The sequence below is a fragment of the Sphingobacterium chuzhouense genome (assembly GCF_014692525.1).
In the GTDB taxonomy this organism is placed as follows: domain Bacteria; phylum Bacteroidota; class Bacteroidia; order Sphingobacteriales; family Sphingobacteriaceae; genus Sphingobacterium; species Sphingobacterium chuzhouense.
The window spans coordinates 841,158-860,131 of the sequence record NZ_JACNYL010000003.1; the positions used below are offsets into that span (position 1 = coordinate 841,158).

The following is an 18,974-nucleotide window of genomic DNA, read 5'->3' on the forward strand; positions in this document are numbered from 1 at the left end:
TCTTCTTGGGAAAAGGCTTAAGTTCCAACACAAAAAAGCCGTTGAGTGTACACTCAACGGCTTTCCAATTTTTCGGTATTACAATAAACTTAGTTTGCTTGTTCCGCAGGAATTACGGATACATAAGATTTATTGTCGGCTTTTTTGCGGAAAACAACGGTACCATCAACCAAAGCATGTAAGGTATGATCTTTACCTATACCAACATTTTTATCTGGGTTGTGTTTTGTACCACGCTGACGAACGATAATGTTACCGGCGATAGCTTGTTGACCACCAAAAATTTTAACGCCTAATCTCTTACTGTGTGACTCACGGCCGTTCTTAGAACTACCCGCACCTTTTTTGTGTGCCATTTTTTATCTTAATTTATGACGTAAAGTCAGATTAAAAATTCTTTTTCTAAACCAAAAGCGATATTGCCTTTACTTGCCCTTTACAGGCTAATACCTGTAATTTGAATTTTGGTAAATTGCTGACGGTGACCGTTTTTCTTTTTGTAGCCTTTACGACGTTTCTTTTTGAAAACGATAACTTTATCACCTTTTAAATGAGACAAAATCGTAGCTGAAACTTTTGCTCCTTCGATAGAAGGTGTACCTACCGTGAATTTACCGGCATCTTCCGCTAACAATACATTGTCAAATTCAATACTAGCGCCTTCATCTCCTTGTAAACGGTGCACAAAAAGATACTGGTCTTTTGCAACCTTAAATTGCTGTCCTGCTATATTTACTATTGCGTACATTGTTGTTTAATATAATTTGTTAATATTTAATAAGCTGCAAAGATATGAAAACAAATTAAAAAGCTAAAATTAAAAAGTAAAAATCGCGATTTGTGATCAGTAATTCATAAAAGTATCATGAGTCACGACTCTCGAACTAGCTACTAAAATAAGCCCGTACGTTTTTACCTTCTACCCAATTCATAAAGGCCCTGTTGACCACTTTGTTTCCTCCCGGTGTCGGATAATCGCCCGAAAAGTACCAATCACCCAAATGATTCGGACAGGCTTTATGTAAGTTATCTAATGTTTGATAGACAACTTCCAATTCTGCTCCTAGATGATGTGGACGAATAATCCTGGCGATCTCTGCAGAGATTTCTTCATCCGTAAATGGTTCGTAAATAGCCTTCACATAGTTCTCCACTTGATCTTTCGGCATTGTTAAGGAAGCTAAACATTTTTGGTATACTTCATCAATGACATGCGCCATTCCACTGCTTTTCAACAAATTTATTGCTGCCTCAAACGCTACGAATTCACCCATTCTCGACATATCGATACCGTAACAATCCGGATAACGAATTTGAGGGGCAGAGGAAACAATAACAATTTTCTTCGGATGCAATCTATCTAAAATCGTCAAGATACTTTGCTTCAGCGTCGTTCCACGCACAATGGAATCATCGATAGCTACAATGGTGTCAACATCATTCTGCACAATACCATAAGTGGTATCATAAACGTGCTGTACCATATCCGTACGATCCGCATCCTGTGTAATAAATGTACGCAGTTTGGCATCTTTAACATTCAGCTTCTCGAAACGTGGTGTAATGTTAATCATTTCTTCCAGTTCTTGATCTGAAATCTTATCAGCACGATTTAACAACACGTCTTTCTGATAGTTTCGTACGTAGGTATTTATTCCCTCCATCATCCCGTAATATGATACTTCCGCTGTATTTGGAATAAACGAAAACACGGTATTCTTGATATCATTATCTACTGCTTTCAACACTTGGGGGCACAATAGACGACCCAATTCCTTACGTTCTTTGTAAATATCGGCATCCGAACCTCTGGAGAAATAAATACGTTCAAAAGAACACGATTTCTGCTCTACTGGCTGACGGAACATTTCTTCCGTAATCGTGCCATCTTTTTTAGCTATCAAGGCATGTCCCGGTTTAATCTCTTTAACCGCTTCCAACGGTATATTAAAAGCCGTTTGGATAACCGGACGTTCAGAAGTTACAACGAGTACTTCGTCATCTTGATAATAAAAAGCCGGACGTATGCCTGCAGGGTCACGCATCACGAAAGCATCTCCATGTCCAAAAATTCCGGCAATAGTATAACCGCCATCCCAAGTCTTCGCCGAACGGGTCAGTATTTTGGCGACATCGAGATTTTTAGCGATCAATGCACTTATTTCAATATTAGAATATCCTTCTTCTTTGAATTTATCGAACAGCTCCTGATTTTCATCATCCAGAAAGTGTCCGATTTTCTCCAACACCGTAACCGTGTCTGCTTGCTCTTTTGGATGTTGTCCTAATTCGTATAACTGTTGCAACAGTTCGTCAACATTCGTCATGTTGAAGTTACCCGCAACGACGAGATTCCGACTCATCCAATTATTCTGCCGAAGGAATGGGTGACAACTTTCGATACTGTTTTTACCATGCGTTCCATAACGTAAATGCCCTAATAGCACTTCTCCAGTAAAACTTACATGTTGCTTGAGCCATTTCGTATCTTTAGATTCTATCGGATACGCCTTATTTACCGCTGCGAATTTTTTCTGTATATATTCAAAAATATCCGCTACTGCCGATGAACCCATCGCACGATATCTGGAAATATAGCGATGACCAGGCTGTACATCAAACTTAATAGTGGCTATGCCTGCTCCATCTTGGCCTCGATTATGCTGCTTCTCCATGAGAAGATACATTTTGTTGATGCCATAATAGGGCGTACCATATTTTTCTTGATAATAAGACAGGGGTTTTAGTAATCGAACAAGTGCTATTCCGCACTCATGTTTTATTGCGTCACTCATAGCTTGAATTGATGCTGCAAAGGTAAAAATTATTTGGAAAAAAACTATTCCTTCTTATACTTCACATCATAACAAACCTGAACAAATGACAAAAAATACAGATATCTAAAAATCCTCGTCCTGCTCCAAATCTTCATGATTATCTCCACCCAGACTGTAGTAGTTGTTTTCCTCATCTTCTGAACCTATTTCTTCTTGGGCGTCATCCAATTCGGATCCGGGCACATCTAGCCCTTCATCTAGCGAACGTTCCCTTTCCTCTTCTTCCTGTCCCACCCGATCACTTAAAATTCGCTCTTCCTGCTCAAAGATGTCTTCATTTTCGGGGTAATGGGGATACCCAGGCAGATCCTTATCTTCTTCTTCGGATCTATGTTTTCTTGAATCTTGCATAATGATATGATTTTATTCGTTTTGACCAATAATTTATCTTTTACTCAACATTTTTCTCTTCGTTGGTTAAAGGTGCTGGAGGAATCTCATCCACTTCTCGTTCGATTTCTTTTACCTCGATATGTACAGCAAATTCTGAAGGTTCTATCGGTACGCCTTTATATGTAGCATACTCGCGCGTATAGATAGCACCTAGATATAAGATAGCTGCCGTATAGTAAACCCATAGTAAAATCAGCACTATCGAACTAGCTGCTCCATATGTAGATTCTGTGTCTGAGCTTTCAATATAAATACCAATCAAGAAACGCCCAAACACAAAAAGCAGCGCCGTAAACAGTGCGCCCGATCTCACGGTACGCCATTGTATATTAACATCCGGCAATACTTTGAAAATCACGGCGAACAAAACAAAGATGACACAAAATGATAAGAAAAAATTAAGCCCACTAAACAAGATCACCGTAGCGTCAGGAAAAAATCGCTGTAAGCGATCCGTAAATGCCAGAATAGTTCCATTAATAATCAACGTAACCACTAATAGAAAACCAAGCCCAATAACCAACGAAGAAGACAGCAGTCTATCTTTGAGCATCTTCAGCCAACCTTTTTTTACCTTCGGACGTACATGCCAAATTTTGTTAATGGAGTTCTGGATATCGCCAAAGACTGTCGTTGCTCCCAGCAACAATGTTACCGCGCTGATAATCAATGCTATATTTGATTTCCCAGAAAGCGACAAATTCCTAATAACCTCTTGAATCTGACTGGCTGCACTTGCTCCCACGAACCCACGCAGTTCTTCAAAAACCTTTCCTTGGATAGCCTCTTCGCCTAAGAAAATTCCAGCAAGCGAAATCATCAACACCAAAATAGGCCCTAATGAAAAGACGGTATAATACGCCAATGAAGCACTGTACTTCAAACTATCTTCACTCGTAAATCCCAATACCGTATTCTTTAAAATAGTAAAATGGGATTTAAAAATATTTTCTTTATCCTTTGCCATACGCTATAAACTAAGTATCTACATTTAATTAATAAACGACTCGGCTTTCCAAAAGTTTAAAAAACTTCATAAACCGCATCGTACTGAACACTAATCTTGCAACAATTTATCGTCTATATTGTTCTTATAGAACATGAAACGACAAGGACATCCGTTAAAAAGAAATAAAAAACTGATCTTAGCGGGATTTGCTATCCTTATCGGTGGTATGTGCATGCGGTTGGCTTGGATCTTCATCCACGACCCACTTGGCCCAGTTATTATTATCGCAGGAGCGGTTCTGTTTTTGGGAGGGGTTATATTTTTTATAAATACAATGTATAATCAAAGGCACAAATTTTAATTCCTCATGCCACTTGCCTGTAAATCGGATAAGAAATGTTACTTTTGACATGGCAGTTTCAAATAATCCAAAGCCTATGTTTAGGAACCTTTCTTTTTTCACTATAATGATGTTGATAATTTCCTCCTGTAATAATAACGCAAAAGAAAATCAATCAAGAATACAAAAGCGAGATCAAATTTTAAAAACAATTACGGCACCTCCCTTATCCACCAATATAATTAACTTAAATGATTTCGCCGCATCAGGTGATTCATTGACCGATAATAAACCCGCTTTTGACAAGGCATTAGAAAAATGCAAAGCATTAGGTGGTGGAAGAATTGTAGTTTCACCCGGGATCTATTTGGTAAATGGCCCTATTCATTTAACAAGTAATGTCACGCTCGACTTACAAAAAGGAGCGAAATTAGTTTTTGGTTCAAATCCAGACGACTATCTACCAGTTGTATTAACCAGTTGGGAGGGAACATTTCTGTATAACTACAGTCCTTTTATTTATGCCTATCAAGCGGAGAATGTCGCGATTATTGGAGAAGGTATAATTGACGGGAATGCAAAGGACACATTCAGCACGTGGCATGCAAAGCAAAAACCAAGTCAAACGCTAAGTCGAAAAATGAATCACGAAGATACACCGATAAAAGAACGTGTATTTGGAGCAGGGCATTATTTAAGACCTCATCTCGTCCAGTTTTTCGAATGTAAAAATATCTTGATAGAAGATGTTACGTTAGCTAACTCACCATTTTGGTGTGTTCATCTATTAAAATCGGAAAATATTACAGCCAGAAGGGTGAAGTTTGATGCCTTCAATAAAAACAATGATGGATTCGACCCGGAATATTCCAAGAATATTTTAATTGAAGATATTGATTTTAATAATGCCGACGACAATGTGGCTATTAAAGCCGGCCGGGATCATGAAGGTAGAAAAACTGGAATTACGTCTGAAAACATTATCATCCGTAATTGTCGCTTCAAGGGTTTACATGGTGTCGTCATCGGAAGCGAAATGTCCGCTGGAGTACAAAATGTTTTTGTAGAGGATTGCACGTTCGGTGGATATTGCAAACGTGGTATTTATCTGAAATCAAACCCCGACCGGGGTGGTTTTATCCGCGATATTTATGTCAATAACGTTGAATTTGGTGAGGTAGAGGACTGTTTCTTCATTACATCTTATTATCACGGGGAAGGATCGGGTCACGAAACAGATATAAGGGATATCTTCGTCGATGGTCTGCGTTGCAATAAAGTGCACAACGCGGCCTTAGTGATTCAAGGCTATCCAACCAAAAAAGTGAGCGACATACATTTTTCGAATATCCAGATAGATACGGCCAAGACAGCTGTCAGTTTCACCAATGCCAAAAACATTGTATTTAATAATCTTATTATAGGAGACGAGGTCAAAGTACCATCCCATGTGCAATAGTGCGTTTATCGTAGACTAGCCGTTATTTCTTCTCCACGAGATACTTCCAGTATCGTCTAGGAACATGTTGGAGGTGTAACTTCATGTTTTTTCGTGCTTCAATATTGGTGCTGGTATAGTATAATTTCCAAAGGCGCTGGAAAAGTTCATCACGTTCGTCCATTTCAATAGTAATTGAAGGCATCGTGGCATCTTGTACTTCTTCTGGGCTAAGCTGTACCTCTCCTACCTGTCGCGTGTCGAATAGCAAGCCATACTTTCGTTTCATATCATAAATGAGCCAGGGCATATCCGCATATCGCTTTCGGAAAAAGTCCGAAATTAAAGGCAATACGTTAAAATCCGGTTCGACCACTGCAAAGAACAAGCCATCCGAACTTTTACTAAAACGGATAAACGCTTTCATACGATGACGTTCGCGGCTCACCTTTTTTAATATCTGTGAAAAGTACAACACATGCTCGTCACCATAATGTTGCCGTATATTTGTCCGACCGCAAAAGATTTGGTGCAAGATAAAAAAAGAGGCCAGCCAAGCTTTCCGGTCTTCCGAAAGGAATGCCCGATAAAAATCCGTCGCTTCTACTTTTCCGATACGTGCCTGTAAACCTTTCTGAACCCGTAATGCTTTCCGATTATCTGTCACGATTGTCCTCGACTCCGCAAATAGAGCTATTTGATAATCTTCCTGCATTAACGGAATAATATTAAATTCCTTTCTCTCAAAGCTTTCAAATACACACGATAAAAAGCCAAGGTACGTCCCGTCAAACAGATAATACATATTAAAATAACGTTAATTGTCCAGTAACGGTCTGTCGTCGATTACCGCTGCTACTTTCACTCAAAATAGCATTCCGAACATGCTCCATACTCGGGTTTCCCAATATAAAAGGAGTGTCCACGCATTGCAAAAAATATTTCGCACGGTTGTAGGCAATGCCCATCTTTTGGAGTTGATAAGTATACAATCTACCAAACTTCCGTGCTTGTACAATCTTTACCGCCGACTGACGGCCAATCCCCGGTATACGAATAATGGCGTTAAAGTCGGCTGTATTCACATCCACCGGAAAAAAATGAGGATTACGTAATGCCCAACTTAACTTAGGGTCTATATCCAGATCCAGATGTATATGTTGGGGATTTAAAATTTCGTCGAGCCGAAAGCCGTAGAAGCGTAATAACCAATCTGTTTGATACAAACGATTTTCACGAACCAAAGGTGGCGCTGAGCCAATTTGAGGTAACAACGAATTTCCATTATTTATCGGAATATAACCACTATAATAAACCCGCTTCAGATTATAGTTCTTATAGAAATCATCGGCAACTTGCATGATTTCAAAATCATTTTCAGGCGTTGCGCCAATCACCATTTGCGTACTTTGACCGGCGGGTACAAAAATCGGTGTATGTTTTATGAGTTTCTTTTCTTCCTTAAAAGATTTCATCTGTTCATTTACAAACGCCAAAGGTTTTCTTACCGATTCATGGTCTTTCTCGGGAGCCACCAACTTAAGCCCTGCTTCTGTTGGTAGTTCCAGGTTGATGCTCATCCGATCTACATATAATCCAGCTTCCTTTATTAATTCCTCGCTCGCACCGGGAATCGTTTTGAGATGGATATAACCATTATATCGTTCTTCTTGTCGCAACTTTTTCACAATCCGCAACATGCGTTCCATCGTAAAGTCAGCATTTTTGAAGATACCGGAACTTAGAAAAAGTCCTTCAATATAGTTTCTACGGTAAAAATTCATCGTAAGATCTACCACCTCTTCCACGGTAAAAGCGGCTCTTTTCACATCATTGCTTTTACGGCTTACACAGAAAGCACAATCATAGATACAATGATTGGTCAATAGAATCTTTAGCAATGAAACACATCGTCCGTCTTCGGTATAAGTATGGCAGATGCCGGATGCCGAAGCATCGCCGATCCCTCCTTTATTCTTTCTCGTACTTCCGCTAGAACTACAACTCACATCATATTTGGCGGCATCCGCCAATATCTTCAGTTTTTCTTCAATCCGCTGCATAACAAAACAAAAATACTAATTTTTTTAGCTAAAAACATAACGACAGAAATTTGGTTATTTATTAATATGCTACAATTTAGACAGGAAGGTATCTATTGTATACCGGGCAATTTCTACATCGATCCATGGCAACCGGTAGACTTTGCTGTAGTAACCCATGGTCATGCCGATCACGCACGTTGGGGTATGAAAAAGTACTTATGCCATCATTTTACGGTACCTATATTAAAAAGTCGTATTGGGAATGATATTGCTGTACAAGGTGTTTCCTATAACGAGTCGCTTTATATCAATGACGTCAAAGTATCGTTGCATCCGGCTGGACATATTGTAGGTTCTGCTCAAATCAGAATGGAATATAAAGGTAAAGTATCTGTTGTTTCTGGAGATTATAAAATACAAAACGATGGTCTATCTACCCCTTTCGAGCCTATCAAATGCCATGAATTTGTATCCGAAAGCACTTTCGGACTCCCTATCTATAATTGGTTATCGGTGGAACAACAAAATCAGCAAATGCAAAATTGGGTATTACAGAACCAAGCAAACGGTAAAACATCTGTTTTTATTGGTTATTCGCTGGGTAAAGCCCAACGTATCATGAAAGCACTTTCAGGAATCTCTCCTCTACACGTACATTATTCCATTGGCAAACTAAATGAAGCTTATGAAAGTGCGGGTGTTAAGCTCCCGGCCTATCATATTATCAATTTCCAGGAAGATATCAAGCATGTAGATAAGGGGATTGTCATTGTTCCACCTGCCTTAGCGGACTCCAAAATAATCAATAAAATACCTAATATGGCAAACGCTATTTGCTCGGGGTGGATGCAAGTACGAGGATCCCGCCGTTGGCGGAGCGCTGATGCAGGTTTTGCCATAAGTGACCATGCAGATTGGCATGGGCTTTTGGATGCTATAAAGACGACGGAAGCTGAAAAAATATATATAACACATGGACAAACAGCTGTTTTTACTAAATATCTGAATGAAATCGGGATATCAGCAGAAGAGGTTAAGACAGCGTTTGGAAATGAAGAGGAAGAAGTTGAAGAAACAAAAGCAAGTAAGTTATGAGAGCCTTTGCCACTTTAATTAATACCTTGGACAGCACTAACAAAACCAATTTAAAATTGGAAGCTATCGACCGTTTTCTCCACGAAGCCGACAATGATGATAAATTATGGTTTCTTGCCCTCTTTACCGGGAAACGCCCGAAACGCAATGTCAACACCGCATTGATGAAACAATGGGCGATCGAAGTTGCTGCAATTCCCGAATGGTTATTCCAAGAATCTTATGCTTCGGTAGGCGATTTGGGTGAAACTATTGCGTTGGTTTTACCACAATCGCCACATTACATCGATCGAACGTTAACGGAATGGATGAATAGGATTATCGCATTGAAAGACAGGACTGAAGCTGAAAAAAAAGAATTTGTCCTGCTGGCGTGGAATAATCTTCCTACCACCGAACGTTTTATTTTCAATAAATTATTAGGTGGCAGTTTCCGACTGGGTGTCTCTTCCAAAACGCTTATCAATGCTTTGGCGAAACATTATCAGATGGACGCCAGTGCAGTGGCACATAGCGTTATGGGCGACTGGAAAATGGGCGACGTGACATTTGATGATCTCATAAAAGGCCATTATACCGATACACAACTTTCCAAACCCTACCCTTTTTGTCTGGCCTACCCGTTGGAAAAAGAATTGAATGAACTGGGCGACGTGCAAGATTGGCAAATAGAATATAAGTGGGATGGTATCCGCGGACAGTTTATCAAACGAAATGATGAGGTGTTCATATGGTCTCGTGGTGAGGAACTAGTTACTGATCAATTTCCGGAAATAAGAGATATTTTGCTACAGTGGCAGGGAAATTTTGTCATCGACGGCGAAATCCTAGTCGTGAAAGAACAGGAAGTGATGAATTTTTCGGCGTTACAGAAACGATTAAACCGGAAAACGATTAGCAAAAAGTTATTGGAGGAATTTCCTATCCAAGTGTACGCCTACGACCTCATCGAGTGGGAAGGCGAAGACTGGCGACACAAAAGTATGTTGGAAAGAAGGCAACAATTGGAATCGCTATTCCTTCTTAATCCGTCTCCTCACTTGCAGTTATCCACGGTTATCACTATTGATGACTGGGAAGTGTTACAAGCAATTCGGGAAAACGCCCGTTCCATCAATAGTGAAGGCATCATGTTAAAACACAAAGCATCTCTTTATCATACCGGACGGAAGAAAGGCGATTGGTGGAAATGGAAAATTGATCCATTAACGATTGACGCTGTCTTAATTTATGCCCAAAAGGGAAGCGGGCGACGAAGTGCCTATTATACGGATTATACCTTTGCCGTGAGGGATGGTGAGAATTTAGTCACTATTGCGAAAGCTTATTCTGGGCTGACAGACAAGGAAATAAAAGAGGTTAGTCGTTTTGTCAACAAAAACGCCATCGAAAAATTTGGCCCGGTACGAACAGTTAAACCCGAACTAGTATTTGAAATCGCTTTTGAGGGTATTGCTTTTAGCAATCGACATAAATCGGGCGTGGCTTTACGTTTTCCTCGAATAGCACGGTGGCGAACAGACAAAACGGTTGCAGATATCGATGATATCGAAGAAATCAAAAAAATGATTCATTGATTTGAAAAATAACAGGCAACATACCGAAGGCTATACCATTATCACGGACTGGATGCAGCAAAAAGGCAATACACCTTTTAGCTTTCAGGAAAAAGCATGGAAGAAATATAGTAATGGTTATAGTGGCATGGTGGTCGCTCCTACCGGATTTGGGAAAACCTTCTCCATTTTTCTTGCGGTATTGATCGATTTTATGAATAACCCTTCCCGTTATCAAAAAGGGTTAAAATTATTATGGATTACCCCTTTACGTTCGTTGGCAAAAGATTTAGCCCGAGCGATGCAGGAAGCCATTGATGAGATCGGCTTGGACTGGGTAGTAGAGGTTCGGAATGGTGATACGGACATCAAGATAAAGCAACGGCAAAGCCGGCAGATGCCCGATGTATTATTGGTGACACCCGAAAGCCTGCATTTGTTATTGGCACAAAAAGGCCGCCAACATTTCTTCAACACTTTGCAATGCATAGCCGTCGACGAGTGGCATGAATTACTCGGGACAAAGCGAGGTGTGATGGTAGAATTAGCGTTAGGGTTTTTAAAATATCAACACCAAAATCTTCGGATATGGGGCATCACGGCTACTATTGGCAATCTCGACGAAGCCATGGAGGTGCTCATACCTACTGCGCAGAAAAAAGTAAAAATTGTTGCTCGTGAGAAAAAGAAGATTGCCATTATTCCTGTATTTCCGACAGAAGTGGAGGTATTGCCGTGGGCAGGACACTTGGGTGGCAAGTTAGCCGAGGAGGTTGTACCTATTATTTTGGAAAGTAAATCAACATTAGTTTTCACCAATACTCGAAGCCAAAGTGAGATGTGGTATCAACTGTTGTTGGAAGCACATCCCGATTTTGCCGGACAAATTGCGTTACATCACAGTTCTATTGACAGCCAAATCCGACAATGGATAGAGGAAGCCTTGAGTGAAGGAAGACTAAAAGCTGTTGTGGCCACTTCTTCTCTCGATTTGGGCGTAGATTTTAAACCCGTGGATACCGTTGTACAAGTTGGCTCTAGTAAAGGCGTCGCGCGCTTTATGCAGCGTGCGGGGCGTAGCGGGCATTCTCCTCACGAACTATCCAAAATCTATTTTGTTCCCACACATTCGCTGGAATTGATTGAAGTGGCCGCCTTAAAAGAGGCTGTCAAAACACAAACCATCGAAAACCGGGATCCGATGGTACTTACGTTTGACGTATTGGTTCAATTTCTGGTTACCATCGCTTTAGGAGGCGGCTTTAAAGCAAAGGACCTCTACCCGGTTATCAAAAACACGTTCGCATTTCAGGAGATAACTGAGGAGGAATGGGACTGGTGTATCTTTTTCATCACGCAGGGGGGCGCTATCGGCAAGAATTATGAAGAGTTTCATAAAGTTACACCTAAGGAAGACGGTATGTTGGTGGTGGAGAAAAGACGCATTGCTATGCTACATCGCATGAATATGGGCGTTATCGTAAGCGACGCGATGATGCGGGTCAAATTTCTTTCTGGAGGCTACATCGGCATGGTAGAGGAATATTTTATTTCGAGACTGCATAGCGGTGATAAATTTGTTCTAGCTGGCCGCGTGCTCGAACTTATTCGCGTGAAAGAGATGACGGCATATGTTCGGAGCTCTTCAGGCCGAGCTTTTACACCAAGTTGGCTAGGTGGCCGCTTACCATTGAGTTCTAATTTAAGCCAGTTCTTACGACAAAAATTGGCAAGTGCCAGACATCCCGATAGCCGTGAAAAAGAACTGCAATTCTTACATCCTTTGGTCGCACGACAAAATGAACATTCGCATATTCCTGCAGAAGACGAATTTTTGGTGGAGTCTATTCATACCAAAGAAGGGTACCATCTTTTTATGTACCCATTTGAAGGGAGGTTGGTACATGAAGTTATGGCGAGCTTGATCGCCTACCGCATTAGTCTGTTGATTCCGATAAGTTTTTCTATGGCAATGAACGATTACGGATTCGAATTATTTTCTGATTCAGAAATTGCAATAGATGAATCTCAACTAAAAAAAATTCTCAGTCGGGAACATTTGATGGAAGAAGTAATCAGCAGCATTAACGCTACAGAAATGGCGAAGCGGAAGTTTCGGGATATTGCCGTCATTTCGGGTATGGTGGTTCAAAACCTACACGGAAAGCAACAAAACAACAAGTCTTTACAAGCTTCTTCAGGCATTATTTTTCAAGTTTTGGAAGAACATGATCCACAGAATCTACTGCTGCGCCAAGCGTACGCGGAAGTATTCAATCAACAATTGGAAGAGCCGCGATTGGTAGCTGCATTTGAACGGATACATCATAGCAAAATCATTTATAAATTTGCAACTGGGTTTACACCATTGAGCTTTCCGATCAAAGTAGATAGTTTACGGCAATCCTTATCAAGTGAAGATCTGACAAGCCGTATTCAACGACTGCAGCAGAGCAATTGGAAATCTCCCAGAAGAAAACGATGAATATTATTACGCAAGACATATCCTTTTCCGATACATCATTGACATTGACAAACCAACGTGTGTTATTTTGGAAAGAACATAGCGCGCTTATTCTTTCTGATTTGCACTTGGGTAAAGCGGCACATTTTAGAAAAAATGGTATTGCCCTTCCCACACAGGTAACGTTGCAGGATTTGCAACGTCTGGAACAATTGATACAATATTTCCCCGTTAAACAAGTCATTATCGTAGGTGATTTAATTCATGCCGGTGCTAACGCGGAGGTTAGTTTGTTACAGCAGTCTATTGTTAAGTTTCCTCATATCAAATTTGTTTTAATCAAAGGAAACCATGATCGTTTCGCAGACGAGAAATGGAACAAAATGGGTATTCGCGAAACCCATCAAGATTGGCATTTGGACAACATTTATTTTACACACCAAGCTTCTCCCCTTCCCAACACTCACACCATCAGCGGACATGTACATCCGGGCATCAGCATGCGAATGCCTACAAAAAGGACAATTACCTTTCCATGCTTTGTCGTCTCGACACAACAAATTATATTACCTGCTTTTAGTCTATTTACCGGTTTCGACACGAAATCAGCGCCAGACAACGCCATCCGTTATGCCTTTCATGAGCACGATATCTTTTGTGTTCAGTAGCTTCGTCGTCCATTTTTTTAACATATGCAAAACAATATGAAATTAACGTGGTTATATTACCAATGCAAAAAATAATTCACAAAAAAATGGACAAACAGTCGATTTTTTTTAAATAGCTAACATCAAAAAAGGAGAATCAAAAAAACATGAAGAAACTATTTTATTCTATTGCACTGGCCTGCGTAGTTGTAGGGTGCAATAACACAACCAACAGAAATTCCGAAGAAAACAAGGAAGACCATCAGGTGGAAAACCCATCCGTTGAGTCAAGTTCCGTTAACGACTTATACGGCAAAAACTGGAGACTTACTGAATTAAACGGAAGTCCGATTACATTAGACACAACGTTTCAGCAGAAACCCCACCTTATCTTCCATGAAGATAGTAAAGTTTCCGGCAATGCGGGTTGTAACGGTATGGGCGGACACGTTGAATTCAAAGAAAACAACGCTATCACCATCTCTGATATCACAGCCACACAAATGGCTTGCCCAAATCTGGATATAGAAACACGGTTCATCGAAGTGTTACGGGACGCTCAATATTACAACGTCAACGGTGATGTACTGACGTTTAGCAAAGGTGACAATGAAGTTCTAGCTACATTGGTGAAAGCTGACGAATAATTTTTTTAAAAAAAATTTGCACTTAGTGTTCAAAATACACTATATTTGCATCATCATAATTTAGGTTTATAATTGGTTAGCTAAAGGTTTTCATTCTCCCCGTTTGAAAACCTTTTTTTTGTTCCTTGCCTCTTTACAGAAAGCTTTACTTGTTGTCGTCCCACTTTGAGCGCGTATTTTCTTTCCATTCTTTATATTTCCCTAGATACTTTTCGGATCTTCCTAGTTTCAAACCCAGATTCTCATATCCAAGCATATATAAACAATCACCCTTCTCCTTAATAATATAGGGTAAAGCAACCACCCTACTCTCGTGTACCCGCATAAATCTACTCTCAGGCAGCCATTCACAAAATTTGGATAGTGGAATGTTGACCTTAAAGTGTGAACCGTCTAACTGATATACAGTTGTAATCTCATTACACACTTCCAGATACACAATTTTAAATATATTTAGCATATATGTGATTGAACGCGCTTTAATAGGTAATATATGACTGTTATTATCAAATTCCTGTAAATCGCTTTTCCGAGCTAGCGATGACGAAACTAAATCTTTTTCTTTTAGTTCAGTAGGATTAGCTATTTGTGAACGCCTATCCGATAACATCGGTTCCATTTCCGATGGGCGTACTGAATTTTTGCCGGTACGAAATGAGATCACCCTAAGCAAAAATAACATGTGTTCTACGAGAAATAGGATGACAGCATATTTAAAAAATGCTCCATAGAACTGGCTAAAGTTCAACAAAAAAATAGTCCACGAAGCGTCCACCTCACGATTCCATATTTCCCTCGCCACGAAGTTATCACTACTATGCAGTACATAATATCCAATTAAAGCGATGGCGCTATAATTTATACTGCATATCAAAACGGCTTTTAAATAACGTTTTTTATAAAAAAATAGTCGAAAGCAGCGCAAGCTTACTTCGATTATGAATATTGCAGTTATAAAAATCAGTATATTAACTTTGAAACGGTCATAAGTCCATTCCATACTATTGATTATTTGAATAACGACAAAATAAAAGATATAAAAACTAGCCCTTATTAACGGCCACCATAATAAATGTTTTTTGAAAAATTTTTTAAATAATAACGAGTGCATACACGGTTAGTTTAATGACAATTTATTTCGGTAGAAAACGAATATACATAATCTAGAAAGCTTTTACAAAAAATCAAGGTATCTTTAATAAAAAAAGGAATGTAGTTTGCTACATTCCCTTTCATTATTTGAGATAAAGTTAAAAACAGTGTTTTAGTGATGAGCATGCGCATCTTCCTTGCCTCCCGCAAGAGCAAACAATTCGGCTACTTTTTCCACGTTTGCCAATGCAAATGTCCGTACTTCTTTATCCGTGCTACGGGTCATCCGTTGAAGCTGATCTTTCACAACAGCCGCTTCATGTTGTACATGATGGATGTACGCGTCATCTGAATATGATGCAGCAGTCACATGATCTGTCTCGAAGTCTTCTACCTCAGTTGAATCAACACGATTCCCTGCCACGAATTCTCGCTCCACCGCGGTCTCTGCTTCTGCCGACACCTCGTATTTCGCGCCCCCTTTTATTGGAAAATCAACTTGTTTTGCGATAGCTAAGCTATCCAATCCTGGAATCAGTGAACTATATACTTCCTGAGCTTTCGCAGCGAGTTGCTTTGCTGGCGAAGAACTTGCTACGCCTGCTGCATAAGCGGCGTAATCATTTTCATATACTACTTTGGAACCTACAAGTTGGAAAAACTGGTAGGCGTCACCGTCAATCAACGTTGTATGTGTTAAGCTTAATTGTCTTTCTTGCGCAGTCTTCGGATTACAAGACACCAACAATGTGCTCGCACATATACCAACAACGAATAAAGTATTTAATTTCATCTGATATTTTTTGTTTTATTTATCCTACAAAAATAAAAAAATAATCCACTTTTTCCCGTTCAAAATAATTCACCTGCGCGTTACGCAACATTTCGCCCCGCGTTTACAACACCATAAATGGTTCGGGCAATAAGTTTTCTATAAACAGCCTCCTGCTCAGGGGTCATTTTCTTATTGCGTAGGCAGCGGATCGCATAATGCTGGATCGTTAACAATGGTAATACAATCTTTTCTCTTGCTAAAACTGACGCGCGTTCAATCGGATAATCCTCCATCAATACCGACGAATTACTTAATTTGAGAATATATTTTTTTGTTAATTCGAACTCATCACGGAGCATTTTCCAAAAATCACCAAATGTCTCATCGTACTGCATATAGGCTGTAATATCGAAGTTTGACTTAGTCATAGACATCATACAATTATCGATAATGGTCTTGAACATACCCGAACTTTCATACAAATTTTTAACATAGGACCACAAGTTATTCTCCTCTGCCCACTGTAATGCCGTGCCTACACCGTAAAATCCGGGGATATTCTGTTTTAACTGGCTCCAGGAAGTCACAAAACTAATCGCCCGCAAATCCTCCAACCGTAATTCCTTACCGGAATTTCGTTTTACCGGACGGCTACTGATGTTCACTTCCGACAGCTGTTTCAAAGGACTTAATGTTTCTAGGTATTTTAAAAATAATGGATTTTTTCGGAGTGCCATAAATTTATCGTGACTCTCGTGTGCCATCTGGTCTATTACCTCCTTTTGTTTTTTTGTCAAGGTATCTCCGTCCTTTTGTTGAAGTTCCGATATAATCCCTGCTTGCAACAATTGTTCTATATTATACTTTGCATTTTCCAACGAACCATACTGGCTACTAATGGTCTGCCCTTGAATCGTTAATTGGATATGTTCGTTGGCAATCTCTTTACCCATCGAAGCATAAAAACGCTGTGTCTTTCCGCCACCACGTGCGGGAGGTCCTCCCCGACCATCAAAAAACACCAAGTCTACATCATATTCCCGAGATATAGCTGTCAATTCTATTTTTGCTCGATAAATAGACCAATTGGCCATCAAGTATCCACCATCTTTTGTACTATCCGAAAATCCGAGCATAATAGTTTGCTTATTGCCACGACGTTTAATATGTTTTGCATATTCTTTATTAGAATACAAACTCCGCATCACGTCGGCCGCCCGAGAAAGATCATCTACCGTTTCGAATAGCGGCACAAAATCAATAGTGAGGTTATCTTTTTTCCACCCAGACCATAAGAACAGTTGCATCAAGCCCAAAATATCGGATGCTTGTTGGCAGTTACTGATAATAAAACGCTGTGCCGCTCGTTCGCTCCCAGATTTCTGGATGTCTTTTAGCAATTCGATAACTTCTAACGTATCAATTACCAGTTTATCAGCATTTTCATCAAAACCCAGACTCAATTCAGAAAAAGGCATATGTTTTTCTTTCTCCGCTTCGGATGCCGTTACCTGCTTCAAATCAAGTCCTGTTTCCGGATAACGTTCCACCAAGTAATTAAATGTATTTCTTAATATACTGCTATCCTGACGGATATCCAACGTAGTAAAATAACATCCAAATGTCGTCACTTTACGGATTAAATCTTCCACTAATTCCACAAAAAGACCGTCGTGCATGGTGTTCAAGACTTCTTTCACCCCGTTCAGATTTTCTAGTATTTTTGCTGTATCGTCAGTTGGATTCTCCGCCGGATTAAAACTATTTTCGTAAAATAAATCCTGCAACACATCCAAGTATTTTTGTGTTCCACGGAAAGTTATTCGACGCCTTAACAGACGAAAATCACGGTAATAGCAACGAAACAATATAGTACGCAGCATGCTTGCTACTTTTTTTGTACTTTCTGCTGTCACGTTGGGATTACCATCTCTATCTCCACCTGGCCAAAACCCGAGTTCAATAAGTTGTTTGACATCATCGATAGGCAGTTCCAATTCACTATCTATACTTGATTGTATTTCAGACGCCACCTTATAAAAAACATTTTCTAAGAACCAAGCTAAGCTAGCCGCTTCATCCACCGGTGTCGGTTTTTCTTTATTTATAAACGGTGTCTTGCCGAGCTGTTGCAATAAAAGTTGAATATTGTGAACATCATTTCTTTTCAAAGCATCTATCAGATCGGTAATAATCGCCAGCACCGGGCCAGGATAGAATTGTGTCGGATGTGCTGTTAGCACGAGTCTAACAGAGAAATTGTGCAGTTTATCCACAATCTTCTTTTTTAATTCCGGGCTCTCTTGAGCTCGTCGAAACAACGATTGCAAAATTCCCAGCTCCTCTGTTTTTCCTACAGCGTGGAAAGCCGAATCTTCCACGGCATCAAAAAGAACGACTTGCCGTTCAATATACTGTACAATTCTAAAAAGAAAATCGATGCGATCCTCTTCTTGCACATATTGTTCATATTGACCAAAGAAGCTTTCTATAATATCCTCCGGTGACAAACGCTCCTCCACGCCTTTCTCGCAATGGGTGGAGAAAAAAGGAAGTATCGTTCCTGTATGTTGTACACTTTGAAAAGGTAATGTTAAAAACAAGCTTTTGTATAAATCAAAGCGTGTTAAAACTTCATTGTGAAAGACAGATTTTTTTTGACTTATTTTCATCTATTTATTTTTTTCAATAGCTAA

The 18,974-nt window shown here is 39.8% G+C and carries 17 protein-coding genes; 6 read left to right on the top strand and 11 right to left on the bottom strand.

Features of this window, described 5'->3' with window-relative positions:
- Window positions 1–89: 89 nt before the first annotated feature.
- From rpmA to H8B21_RS15710, 6 genes are all read right to left on the bottom strand, one after another.
- Entirely contained in the window at window positions 90–356 is a 267-nt protein-coding gene (rpmA, locus tag H8B21_RS15685; protein ID WP_130139574.1) for a 50S ribosomal protein L27, read from the bottom strand.
- A gap of 80 nt (window positions 357–436) precedes the next feature.
- Window positions 437–748: a 50S ribosomal protein L21 gene (rplU, locus tag H8B21_RS15690; protein ID WP_165295783.1), complete on the bottom strand. Its 312-nt coding sequence runs from the start codon at window positions 746–748 to the stop codon at window positions 437–439.
- A 136-nt stretch (window positions 749–884) separates the two neighbouring features.
- Window positions 885–2,795, bottom strand: coding sequence for an amidophosphoribosyltransferase (locus H8B21_RS15695; RefSeq protein WP_190314680.1), 1,911 nt, complete (start codon window positions 2,793–2,795; stop codon window positions 885–887).
- Window positions 2,796–2,900: 105 nt separating this feature from the next.
- Window positions 2,901–3,188, bottom strand: coding sequence for a hypothetical protein (locus tag H8B21_RS15700; protein ID WP_190314681.1), 288 nt, complete (start codon window positions 3,186–3,188; stop codon window positions 2,901–2,903).
- A gap of 40 nt (window positions 3,189–3,228) precedes the next feature.
- The gene (locus tag H8B21_RS15705) at window positions 3,229–4,197 is read right to left on the bottom strand and encodes a YihY/virulence factor BrkB family protein (protein ID WP_190314682.1); all 969 of its coding nucleotides are present in this window, start codon (window positions 4,195–4,197) and stop codon (window positions 3,229–3,231) included.
- 178 nt (window positions 4,198–4,375) lie between these two features.
- The gene (locus H8B21_RS15710) at window positions 4,376–4,591 is read right to left on the bottom strand and encodes a hypothetical protein (RefSeq protein WP_190314683.1); all 216 of its coding nucleotides are present in this window, start codon (window positions 4,589–4,591) and stop codon (window positions 4,376–4,378) included.
- 55 nt (window positions 4,592–4,646) lie between these two features.
- Here H8B21_RS15710 and H8B21_RS15715 point away from each other — a divergent pair, with 55 nt between their 5' ends.
- Window positions 4,647–5,978 carry a glycoside hydrolase family 28 protein gene (locus tag H8B21_RS15715; protein WP_223815070.1) on the top strand — a complete coding sequence of 444 codons (1,332 nt, stop codon included), beginning with the start codon at window positions 4,647–4,649 and terminating at the stop codon, window positions 5,976–5,978.
- A gap of 22 nt (window positions 5,979–6,000) precedes the next feature.
- Here H8B21_RS15715 and H8B21_RS15720 read toward each other — a convergent pair whose 3' ends face one another.
- Both H8B21_RS15720 and H8B21_RS15725 read right to left on the bottom strand, forming a co-directional pair.
- A complete protein-coding gene (locus H8B21_RS15720) occupies window positions 6,001–6,762 on the bottom strand; it encodes a TIGR03915 family putative DNA repair protein (protein ID WP_190314684.1) in 762 nt (253 codons plus the stop codon).
- A 1-nt stretch (window position 6,763) separates the two neighbouring features.
- Window positions 6,764–8,020: a putative DNA modification/repair radical SAM protein gene (locus tag H8B21_RS15725; protein ID WP_190314685.1), complete on the bottom strand. Its 1,257-nt coding sequence runs from the start codon at window positions 8,018–8,020 to the stop codon at window positions 6,764–6,766.
- Window positions 8,021–8,086: 66 nt separating this feature from the next.
- On the opposite strand from H8B21_RS15725, the gene H8B21_RS15730 reads away from it, so the two are divergent.
- The 5 genes from H8B21_RS15730 to H8B21_RS15750 all read left to right on the top strand — a co-directional run bounded on the left by H8B21_RS15730 (window position 8,087) and on the right by H8B21_RS15750 (window position 14,411).
- Window positions 8,087–9,097: a ligase-associated DNA damage response exonuclease gene (locus H8B21_RS15730; protein WP_223815071.1), complete on the top strand. Its 1,011-nt coding sequence runs from the start codon at window positions 8,087–8,089 to the stop codon at window positions 9,095–9,097.
- Window positions 9,094–10,674: an ATP-dependent DNA ligase gene (locus tag H8B21_RS15735; protein ID WP_190314686.1), complete on the top strand. Its 1,581-nt coding sequence runs from the start codon at window positions 9,094–9,096 to the stop codon at window positions 10,672–10,674. Before H8B21_RS15730 ends, H8B21_RS15735 begins: the two co-directional genes overlap by 4 nt.
- 1 nt (window position 10,675) lies before the next feature.
- A complete protein-coding gene (locus H8B21_RS15740; RefSeq protein ID WP_223815072.1) occupies window positions 10,676–13,138 on the top strand; it encodes a ligase-associated DNA damage response DEXH box helicase in 2,463 nt (820 codons plus the stop codon).
- A complete protein-coding gene (pdeM, locus tag H8B21_RS15745; RefSeq protein WP_190314687.1) occupies window positions 13,135–13,785 on the top strand; it encodes a ligase-associated DNA damage response endonuclease PdeM in 651 nt (216 codons plus the stop codon). The genes H8B21_RS15740 and pdeM overlap by 4 nt, the downstream gene beginning before the upstream one ends.
- A 146-nt stretch (window positions 13,786–13,931) precedes the next feature.
- Window positions 13,932–14,411, top strand: coding sequence for an META domain-containing protein (locus H8B21_RS15750; RefSeq protein ID WP_190314688.1), 480 nt, complete (start codon window positions 13,932–13,934; stop codon window positions 14,409–14,411).
- Between the two features lie 145 nt (window positions 14,412–14,556).
- Here the strand turns inward: H8B21_RS15750 and H8B21_RS15755 are convergent, their stop codons facing one another.
- From H8B21_RS15755 to H8B21_RS15765, 3 genes are all read right to left on the bottom strand, one after another.
- Window positions 14,557–15,285, bottom strand: a complete 729-nt coding sequence (locus tag H8B21_RS15755) for a LytTR family DNA-binding domain-containing protein (RefSeq protein ID WP_190314689.1) — start codon at window positions 15,283–15,285, stop codon at window positions 14,557–14,559.
- A gap of 390 nt (window positions 15,286–15,675) precedes the next feature.
- Entirely contained in the window at window positions 15,676–16,296 is a 621-nt protein-coding gene (locus tag H8B21_RS15760; RefSeq protein WP_190314690.1) for a hypothetical protein, read from the bottom strand.
- 80 nt (window positions 16,297–16,376) lie between these two features.
- The gene (locus H8B21_RS15765) at window positions 16,377–18,950 is read right to left on the bottom strand and encodes a phosphoenolpyruvate carboxylase (protein ID WP_190314691.1); all 2,574 of its coding nucleotides are present in this window, start codon (window positions 18,948–18,950) and stop codon (window positions 16,377–16,379) included.
- Window positions 18,951–18,974: the final 24 nt, after the last annotated feature.

Coding starts and splice junctions, on each gene's coding strand:
- rpmA (WP_130139574.1), bottom strand. CDS start 356: ATGGCACACAAAAAAGGTGCGGGTAGTTCTAAGAACGGCCGTGAGTCA.
- rplU (WP_165295783.1), bottom strand. CDS start 748: ATGTACGCAATAGTAAATATAGCAGGACAGCAATTTAAGGTTGCAAAA.
- H8B21_RS15695 (WP_190314680.1), bottom strand. CDS start 2,795: ATGAGTGACGCAATAAAACATGAGTGCGGAATAGCACTTGTTCGATTA.
- H8B21_RS15700 (WP_190314681.1), bottom strand. CDS start 3,188: ATGCAAGATTCAAGAAAACATAGATCCGAAGAAGAAGATAAGGATCTG.
- H8B21_RS15705 (WP_190314682.1), bottom strand. CDS start 4,197: ATGGCAAAGGATAAAGAAAATATTTTTAAATCCCATTTTACTATTTTA.
- H8B21_RS15710 (WP_190314683.1), bottom strand. CDS start 4,591: ATGTCAAAAGTAACATTTCTTATCCGATTTACAGGCAAGTGGCATGAG.
- H8B21_RS15715 (WP_223815070.1), top strand. CDS start 4,647: ATGATGTTGATAATTTCCTCCTGTAATAATAACGCAAAAGAAAATCAA.
- H8B21_RS15720 (WP_190314684.1), bottom strand. CDS start 6,762: ATGTATTATCTGTTTGACGGGACGTACCTTGGCTTTTTATCGTGTGTA.
- H8B21_RS15725 (WP_190314685.1), bottom strand. CDS start 8,020: ATGCAGCGGATTGAAGAAAAACTGAAGATATTGGCGGATGCCGCCAAA.
- H8B21_RS15730 (WP_223815071.1), top strand. CDS start 8,087: ATGCTACAATTTAGACAGGAAGGTATCTATTGTATACCGGGCAATTTC.
- H8B21_RS15735 (WP_190314686.1), top strand. CDS start 9,094: ATGAGAGCCTTTGCCACTTTAATTAATACCTTGGACAGCACTAACAAA.
- pdeM (WP_190314687.1), top strand. CDS start 13,135: ATGAATATTATTACGCAAGACATATCCTTTTCCGATACATCATTGACA.
- H8B21_RS15750 (WP_190314688.1), top strand. CDS start 13,932: ATGAAGAAACTATTTTATTCTATTGCACTGGCCTGCGTAGTTGTAGGG.
- H8B21_RS15760 (WP_190314690.1), bottom strand. CDS start 16,296: ATGAAATTAAATACTTTATTCGTTGTTGGTATATGTGCGAGCACATTG.
- H8B21_RS15765 (WP_190314691.1), bottom strand. CDS start 18,950: ATGAAAATAAGTCAAAAAAAATCTGTCTTTCACAATGAAGTTTTAACA.